General features: G+C 67.9%; 5 protein-coding genes. 4 read left to right on the top strand and 1 reads right to left on the bottom strand.

All coding sequences use genetic code 11. The features are described 5' to 3' along the window. Positions 1-573: 573 nt before the first annotated feature. The 3 genes from ACFYZ3_RS22650 (at position 574) to tpg (ending at position 6,153) form a co-directional block, all read left to right on the top strand. On the top strand, positions 574-2,970 hold the full coding sequence (locus ACFYZ3_RS22650) for a Helicase associated domain protein (RefSeq protein WP_388520548.1): 2,397 nt from the start codon (positions 574-576) through the stop codon (positions 2,968-2,970). Between the two features lie 434 nt (positions 2,971-3,404). Then, complete coding sequence (gene tap / locus ACFYZ3_RS22645; protein WP_388520545.1) at positions 3,405-5,504, top strand: telomere-associated protein Tap; 2,100 nt, start codon at positions 3,405-3,407, stop codon at positions 5,502-5,504. A gap of 91 nt (positions 5,505-5,595) precedes the next feature. Beyond that, positions 5,596-6,153: a telomere-protecting terminal protein Tpg gene (gene tpg, locus ACFYZ3_RS22640; protein ID WP_282089331.1), complete on the top strand. Its 558-nt coding sequence runs from the start codon at positions 5,596-5,598 to the stop codon at positions 6,151-6,153. 422 nt (positions 6,154-6,575) lie between these two features. On the opposite strand, the gene ACFYZ3_RS22635 is transcribed toward tpg, so the two are convergent. Further along, positions 6,576-7,280, bottom strand: a complete 705-nt coding sequence (locus tag ACFYZ3_RS22635; protein ID WP_388520542.1) for an RNA polymerase sigma factor — start codon at positions 7,278-7,280, stop codon at positions 6,576-6,578. A 709-nt stretch (positions 7,281-7,989) separates the two neighbouring features. Here ACFYZ3_RS22635 and ACFYZ3_RS22630 point away from each other — a divergent pair. Further along, positions 7,990-8,193 carry a hypothetical protein gene (locus tag ACFYZ3_RS22630; RefSeq protein ID WP_175448121.1) on the top strand — a complete coding sequence of 68 codons (204 nt, stop codon included), beginning with the start codon at positions 7,990-7,992 and terminating at the stop codon, positions 8,191-8,193. Positions 8,194-8,419: the final 226 nt, after the last annotated feature.

Below are 8,419 nucleotides of genomic sequence, written 5' to 3'. Positions count from 1 at the left end.
CCCGCGGAGCGGGCTATGCAGCGCTGGCGCGCTGCATAGGGAACGGCTCCGCTGACGCTTCGCCAGATTCCCCGCGCAAGCGCGGGAATCGAATTCCGCAAGCGGAATTCTAAATGCGTATCAATTCGCGCAAGCGCGAATTAATGGAATCCCGCAAGCGGGATTCTTGGGGCTGGCAGTAAGGGGTGGGTGCATCAAGCGCGGGTCTGTGTAGGGCTTGGGATTCCCAGCCACCACCCCTGTAACGGATGTGACAGGTCGTCGGCCTGACGGAGCGCCGGCTCACGGTAGCGACGGGTTCCGCTGCGCTCCACCCTGAACCCCTCCCCCATCGTCTGACTGTCCCGATGTGTTCACCAACACCCTGTCAGCATATAGGACAACCTGCCGTTCGTGGATGGGATTGAGTCAGGTGTAACCCTCGGGTGCAGAAGTTGGTTCGCGGTGATGCATCACGAATCATCTCTGTGTAGAGTCTGGGATCAGAGGCTACACCCCTACCGGCGCGCACCCTTGCGCCTGGTTTCCATTTGCTATTACTCGCTGCATTCCGTGAAAAGGAGAACACGGGGCATGTCCGTGAAGCTGCGTGATCACCAGATCGAGGCCGTTGCTGCCATTGTGCGCGGTCTTGATGTTCCGCCGGGTGGAATTCCCTGGGATGGTCTTCGTGGGCAGGTGCACGCCGCGTGTGGCACGGGGAAGACCATCATGGCTGCCGCGTCGGCGAGGCGGCTTGTGCCCAGGGGACGTGTGCTCGTGCTGGTGCCGACCCTGGATCTGCTGGCGCAGACGGTGAGGGCGTGGCACGAGGCAGGCCACAAAGGGCCGGCGGTGGCGGTGTGTTCGCTCCAGGACGACCCGGAGCTGTGGTCGTTGAAAGTGCGCTCCACGACGAACCCGATCCAGTTGGCGCTGTGGCACGGCTCCGGGCCCGTGACCATCTACGCGACGTACGCCAGCCTGGGTGTCCTGGCGGAGGCGTTCGAGGGTGTCTACGGTCAGAAGCTTGATCCAGTAGACCTCGCGGTAGTTGATGAGGCCCACGGGACTAGTGGCTCGATGGGTAAGGCGTGGGCGGACATCCACAACCAGAGCGTCATCCCGGCCTACCGGCGATTGTACCTGACGGCGACGCCGCGGATCTGGGAGGAGCGGCTGAACCGCGAGGTTGCCGAGGGGGTGCGTGACCCGCTGCCGCGGGAGATGGCGGCGAGCATGGATGACGAGAAGGTCTTCGGGCCCGTCCTCTACAAGCTTTCGCTCGCCTCTGCTGTCTCCCGGGGCCTGTTGGCGCGGTACGAGATCATCGTCCTGGAACTGAAGGACCCGGTCGTCACGCCCGAGCGGCTGATGGGCGAGGAACGGCACACCGAAGAGGTCCGCGGGCAGCGCCTCGGAGCCCTCCAGGCCGCGTTGCTGCACACGATGGCGCAGCACAGCCTTCAGACGTGCATCACCTTCCACCACCGGACCATCGAGGCCCAGGCGTACGCGGAGGGCCTGGAGCGGGTGGCCGCGAAGCTGCACGCTGATCAGCCCGAGAAGTACCCCGCTCGGATCTGGGCCAACTGGCTGTGCGGCGAGCACGTCCCCGAGCGCCGGCGGGAAGTCATCGGCTCGTTCGGGTCCACGGCGCAGCGGGCCGTGCTCTCCAACTGCCGTGTCCTGGGTGAGGGAGTGGACATCAGAGCGGTGGACAGCGTTGCCCTGTTGGACCCCAAGGGTGCTCCGCACGACATCGTCCAGGCCATCGGCCGGGCGCTCCGTCAAAAGCCAGGAGAAGGCAAGCTCGCCTCTCTGATCGTACCGGTATTTCTCCAGCCCGGAGAAAAGCCCGAGGATATGTTCACCTCGGGATCGTATCGCCCGTTGGTGAAAGTCTTGGAAGGTCTGCGCGCTCACGATGAAGAGGCCGTGGAATTGCTCGCGATTCCACAGGAGCCTCAGAAGGACGTGGCGCAGCCGTCGGTGAACATCGGTGTCGCGCCAGAAGAGGGCGAGGAAGAATCCCGGTTGCTGCTCCGTTTTGCCGCCCCCCGGGATCCGGTGATGGTCGCGGACTGGGTCAGTTTCAACGTCATCGACACCGAACGCCAGGACTGGGCACGCGGCTGGGCGAAACTGAAGACGTACGTCGAACGGGTCGGGAACGCCCGCGTGCCCTACGGACACCGCGAGGGCGCGACACCACTTGGACAATGGGTCGCAGAACAACGACGCGCCTACACAGCCGGGCAGATGACCGGCCAGCGCGCCCGACGCCTCGAACAGCTCGGCATGGTCTGGTCCCTGGCCGATGAACGCTTCCAGGAGAACCTCGAGGCCGCCAAGGCGTACTACGCGCAGCACTGGACGCTGTGCGCGCCCCGCTCCGCGAAGATGCTGGACCGGCCGTTGGGGATGTGGCTCGCGAATTTGAGGCGGCCGGGTGCGCTGGATGGCCACCCGGAGTGGAAGACGGCGCTGGAGGCCGTGGACGAGGACTGGAACCCGGAGTGGCCGGCGGAGTGGCAGCGGCACTACGCCGCGCTGCGCGAGCTCGTACGCGACGAAGACGGCCAGCCCGGCGGAGTCCATGTCCTGCCCGGCGTCACCGTCCACGGCATGGACATCGGGAAATGGCTGGCCAAGCAGCGGACGCCGAAGGTCTGGCAGGTCCTGTCGGACGGGCAGCGTGAGCGCCTGGAGCAGCTCGGCATCGTGCCGGTGGCCCCGGCCCCGGAAGAGCCCGCGAAGCCCTCCACGGCCCCTGTGAGCGCCTTCGAGCGGGGCGTTGCGGCCCTCGCGCAGTACAAGACCCGCACCGGCTCCGTGAAGGTCCCCAGGGCCCACGAAGAGATCATCGTGGTTGACGGCCAGGAGCACCTCGTGAAGCTCGGAGTGTGGCGCAGCAACATGCGCAGCAGGCGAGACTCGCTGCCCGATGCACGGCGCCAGCTGCTCGCGGACCTCGGTCTGTTCGAGTGAGAAATGGCTCAGCGGCTGGTCGACGCTGTTGCGTGGCGGGGGCTGCTTGCTGGGCGGGACTTCTGCTCGCAGAGTTCTGTCTGCGTTCCGCTTCATTCAGGAAACCGGCTCGGGAATGTCACCCGGCCTGACCGGCACGATTTCGACTCGGGTGCAGCCCACGGCTTTGAGTGCGGTGCGGCGGCGCTTCGCCGACCGTTTGTCGTACCTGCCGGCCGACGCCTGCGGGACACCGTCAGGGTCAGTCCACAGCAGACCGTAGTGCTGCGTCACGCTCGTCATGGCGATCACACTTCCCCTCACCGACGACCGTAAGCACGCTGCGCGAAGCCCACCCGCCGGCAAACTCACCGCCCCGCTGGAATGGCACCCGCAAGGTTAAGGAGTGGGGTAAGTTTGTGGTTAAGGATTGCCTGGAGCAAGGGTGCAGGATCATGCCGTCCGAGGAAGAGCTGTTCGCGTCCGTCGACGCTCTGTTGAACGAGGAGCCGCACCTGCCGCCACCGGCGGAGCGTGCCCGGCTGCGCGAGGCCGCCGGCATCACCCAGGCCCGCCTCGCCACCGCCTTGAAGACCACGACCCAGTCAGTGAAGAACTGGGAGAACGGCCGCAGCGACCCGAAGTCACCGCGCCTGGACGCCTACCAGCGGCTGCTGAACGGATGGGCGGCAAAGTACCCCGCCCCCGCCGCCGTCTCGGCTGCCGCGACGGCGCCAGCTGCGTCCGCCGCACCGGCCGCGTCCAAGCTGGAGACGACAAACGCCCCTCAGCCTGTTGACGTTCCAGGGGCGGGACCGGCGCGTCCCGCCACCCCGGCTGGGGCGACATCGCGGCGTCCGGCCCCTAAGAAGGCTGCGAAGCCGGCAGCCGATCCGCGGTTCCCGCATGGGCCGCTCGCTGTGCTCGACGGTGACGGCTCCGCGTACGGGGTGGACGGCATCGTGCTCGACTGCCCCGCGGCCACCGTGGTGGAACTGGTGGAGTGGACGCTGCGCGAGTCCGGGCTCGGTGCGCCACGTCTGCACCGCAACGGCAAAGACAGCGACCCGCTGATCGTGCTCACCGCGGCGGCCGCCGTGAAGCTCGGGCTGCCCGAGCGCCTGGAAGGCCACGAGCAGCGCCGCTCCCTGCGTCTGCCGGAGGATCACCCGGTGGTCAAGCAGGTGGTGAAGGCGAAGTGGCGGCTCACCCAGCGCGGGTTCGGGCCGTGGGCAAGGATCTACCGCAAGGCCCAGGGGCGCGAGCGGCAGTGCGTGCAGCTGGCGATCCTGTCCTGGGACGCTCTCGATGAGCGGTCCTGGCCCGGCGTTGCGGAGATGGAGCCGGCCGACATCGCGCGCGTCCTGGGGGTGTACGCGCAGCGGGTCATCACCCCGCGCGGATCGACGGCCGTGTCCGGGCTGGAGCTGATGACGGCGCTGCGCCCGCCCACCCGCGCGGTGCAGGACCCGCAGACGGGGAACTGGGTGCCCGGCCACAACCCCGGCTCACTGGGCACCGAGCCAATGGACCCGGCACCGCCGGAGGCCACCCCCGAACACCCCGTCGTCGTCGACAGCGGCTGGAGCGGCGGGTTCCTCAACGAAGAGGCGTACCAGTGGGTGCGGCCGGTGGACTTGCTGAGCGATGAGGAGTGCACACTGCCGTACGCGGTCGGCCTGGATCTGAACACTGCCTTCCTCGCCGCCGCGGCTCGCCTGGTCGTCGGGCTGTCCGCGCCCGACCACTTTCACGCCCCGACGTTCAACCCGAAGATCCCCGGCTCCTGGCTGGTCGACCTGTCCCACGTCGAGGTGGACCCGCGCCTGCCCTCGCCCTTCACACCGACCGGCGAGCGTCCGACGGGACCGGCCTGGTACCAGACACACACCGTCGCCTACGCCCAGGAACTCGGCTACAACGTGGAGCCGATCGAGGCGTACCTGCGCCGCGAGACCGGCGCCTATCTGGATCCGTGGCACGACCGATTGAAGACCGCCTACGTCGACACCCTCGCCGACCTCGGCGTCACCAAGGACCTCACCGACGCGGAGTTCCTGGCGGCGATGGAGCGGCACAAGGACACCGACCCGGCCATGGCGGCCGTCCTCGCGGCCATCAAGGCCACCGTCAAGGGCGGCATCGGCAAACTCCGCGAGCGCCCCCAGGGCAGGAAATACAAGGAGGGCGAGCGGTGGCCGGCCCTCCAGCGGCCGACCTGGCGCCCCGACATCCGCGCCGCCGTCATCTCCAAGGCCCGCATCAACATGCACCGCAAACTGCGCAACATGGCCACCATGACCGGCCTGTACCCGCTCGCCGTGCTCTCCGACTGCGTCGTCTACCCCTCACCGGGCGACAGCCCGCTGGACTTCCTGCCGTACGCCGCGTCCGGCAAGCCCCAGCCGGGCGGGTTCCGTCTCGGGCCCACCCCGGGCCTGGCCAAGCTCGAGGGCGTCCAGTCAATGCTCTGGGCGGTCGACCTGATGGAGAAGGGTTACAACCCGGCCCGCCACATCAAGGGCGGCGACGCCGTCCTGGACGAAGGCGAGTAAGCCAGTGCCCGACACCGGCCCGACGCACAAGACCTGGTTCCCGCCGGCCGACACGGACGGCCAGGACCCCACCGTCGAGAAGAGCTGAGCCATGGCAGAGATCGAGGACGCCATCGAGCGGGCCGACCAGGAGAGCTTCACCCGCCAACCGCCCAAGACGCTCAAAGGCCAGATCGGCTACCTGATCAAGCAGCTCAAGACGACCCGGGCTGTCGCCGAGGAGATCGGCGTCAGCCAGCGGTCAGTGGAGCGATACCGCAAAGGCGAACGCAAACACCCGCCACGCGCCATCGCAGAACGGATCGACGCCGCCGTACGGCAGCGCTGGCAGCCCCAGGTCCGCAAACGCCGACAGCAACAAGCCGCCACCACCGGCGGGATCACCGTGGAAACCAGGGCCCGGTTCGGATACACCGCGCCGATCGGCACGACCGACGACGGACGGTTCAGGCGCCTTACCGTGCACCTCCCCCCGACGTATGCACAACGTCTTTTCGACGCCCGCAACACAGGTGCCGGCGACCAGGAGATGCGCGGGATCATCGCCGACGGCCTCAAAGAGATCTACTTCCAAGACAGCGGAGCCCGCGCCCTCGGCCTCTCCGATGTCACCCTCAACGACATCGACTACCTCGACCTCGACTACTAACCTCCAGACCCGTCGGCGGGCCCAGCACCTGCTTGTGTGCCGAAGCACGATAGGTGCCACCAAGGCAGGCGTGTTGTCACCGGGGCGTCGAGCGGAGCGCGCCGGTCTGACCGTCGGGACAGTTCTTCCGCCTTGACGTGCCGGGGCTGGAGACAGCCTGCTCGAAGCGGTCGCCAGCGAACCGGCCCGGCTTCGCGGTGCCGCGGTGCCGCGGGGCTCGGTGCGCGGGCGACGGTGGCGACCTCCTGCAATCAGCTCAGCCCGTCGGCGCGTGGCGCCGACTACCGGATCCTCCGGGGAGCCAGGGCAGATGGCGGGCTGAGGGCAGAGGCGGGCCAGCGCGCCGCGGAACGCCGGCCCCGGGCCGAGGGGACGTCGTGTCACACCTTTGCCCAACCACCCTCGGACCTTTCGGTGACCCGTCACAGGTGGCGCATGATCTGCTCCAGGATCATGATGACCGGCCCGGCGTAGCGGATGACGAACTTCGCGGCGGCCAACCAGTGGCTGTTCTTGAGCTTGGCGAGGCCGCGCCCCGCGCTGGTGGTGACGGTGCCTTTGCTCACCCCGTGCCGGCGGGCCGTCTCCTCCGCCGAGTGGCCGTGCATCTTGTGGTCGACCAGGTAGGTGCGTTCCTTCTCGGGGAGCTCGGCGAGCGCCCTCTCGATGTCGATGACCTCCTCCACCGAGACCTCGCCCTCCGGTGCTGGGGCGTCGGGCAGCTCGCCGTCGTAGGAGACGTGCTCCTCGGTGTACTCCTTCGCCCTCCCCCAGATGGCACGGCGGGCGATCGTGTACTGGACCCGCTCGGGGAAGCGCATCTTGTCCATGCCCTTCCAGACCTCCACGAAGGTCTCTTGAACGACGTCCTCCACAACCTGGCCGCCGAGGTGGCCGGCCCGGCGCCGGACGAAGGCCGTGATCCGGTGCTCCTGCAGGAGGTGGAACCGGGCGAAGACTGAGGTGACGCGCCAGCAGCTGCCGCACCAGTGCAGCGGGTCGGCGTACGCGCCAGCAGGCGGGCGCTCGTCGGACTGCTCGGGTCCACAGGACAGGCAGGCGGGGTGGGACGGGGTCATCAGGGCCTCCGCGGACAGTGCCGAACCGGGGATCGGTCGGTCGTTCACCCGGTACGTGTGCGGGAGCCCCCGCGAACGGACGACAAGGTCGACCAAGATTTTTTAAGGCCATCGCCCGGCCCCTCGCGCCTGTTGAGCAACCATCATCCCGCAGAGGCCCGCCCGGGCGGCGACGACCTCAATCGCCAAGATCCTCGGCTTCAGCCCCGGCACCCTCTACAACCACATCCCCGACCTGCAGGAACTTCGCGCCTCTTGCCGCATCCCTGGGCAGCTCACAACCGGCCGGTCCCGCTACTGACCGTTCCAGTCCTCCCCGGAGGCCGTGCCGGGGCGGGTGACACCTGCCCTGCTTCGCGTGCGCTTGGTGACAGGTGGGGCGCCGATCCGGTGACAACCGTCGTGCCTGCGCGGCCGAATCTCCACGTCAGTGGGCGCCGGTGGTGACACCTATCGCGCTTCGGCACAGCTTGTTACGGCTGAGCGCGATGGGTGCAGCGAACTCGCGACCCTATCGCTTACCTGACTATCACTCAATTGCTGATGTGATCCCGGTCACTCCACTTCGGCTTTCTCGGAGGTTAGTGAATTCCAGCGCGTACCCTGACGGCTGTCAGGGTACGCACTGAATTCCCTAAAGGTGGCCTGACCTGCGAAAACGGGAATTGCGATCTTGGTCCCGCAGTGGCCAATCTGATGTTGCGCCGAGGCGCCCGGCGCACACCATCGACGATCGCAACTCATCAGGAGGAAACCCGTGTTCGACCTCACGCAGATCATCCCGCTCGCGCTCGGCACCGTCTCTCTCGTCGCCATTGCGTCCGATCCGTACGCCCCATGCGGAAACGAGGCCAAGCAGCAGGCCGAGACCATCACCGACCACCTGCGCGCCGTGGCCAACCACGCTCGCGCGGTCGTGGTGCTGATCGTCCGTAAGACCGGCGCGGCCGGGGACCAGTAGGTCACGCACCGGCGGACGCCGTCCCCCGGTGCACGCAGTACGAGGGGGTGCTGGACGTCCGGGCGTACGCCGACTCTCTCGATCTGGCGCTGTTCGAGGCGGCACTCTGCTTCACCCGCCACGAGGGCCGCATGCGGCCGTGCCGCCCGCCCTGGCCACGCAGTTCTTCGGCCCGGGCGCCCTGAAGGCCCGGCCCCTGCTGTCTCTCTTCCGCAAGGAAGGTCCA

The sequence above is a fragment of the Streptomyces sp. NPDC001599 genome, from assembly GCF_042893535.1.
In the GTDB taxonomy this organism is placed as follows: domain Bacteria; phylum Actinomycetota; class Actinomycetes; order Streptomycetales; family Streptomycetaceae; genus Streptomyces.
The sequence above is the reverse complement of the archived record's forward strand: the minus strand, read 5'-3'. Positions and strand labels throughout refer to the sequence as shown.

Excerpts from the sequence above, each read along its gene's own strand:
- tap (WP_388520545.1), top strand. The coding sequence starts at position 3,405 with ATGCCGTCCGAGGAAGAGCTGTTCGCGTCCGTCGACGCTCTGTTGAAC.
- ACFYZ3_RS22650 (WP_388520548.1), top strand. The coding sequence starts at position 574 with ATGTCCGTGAAGCTGCGTGATCACCAGATCGAGGCCGTTGCTGCCATT.
- tpg (WP_282089331.1), top strand. The coding sequence starts at position 5,596 with ATGGCAGAGATCGAGGACGCCATCGAGCGGGCCGACCAGGAGAGCTTC.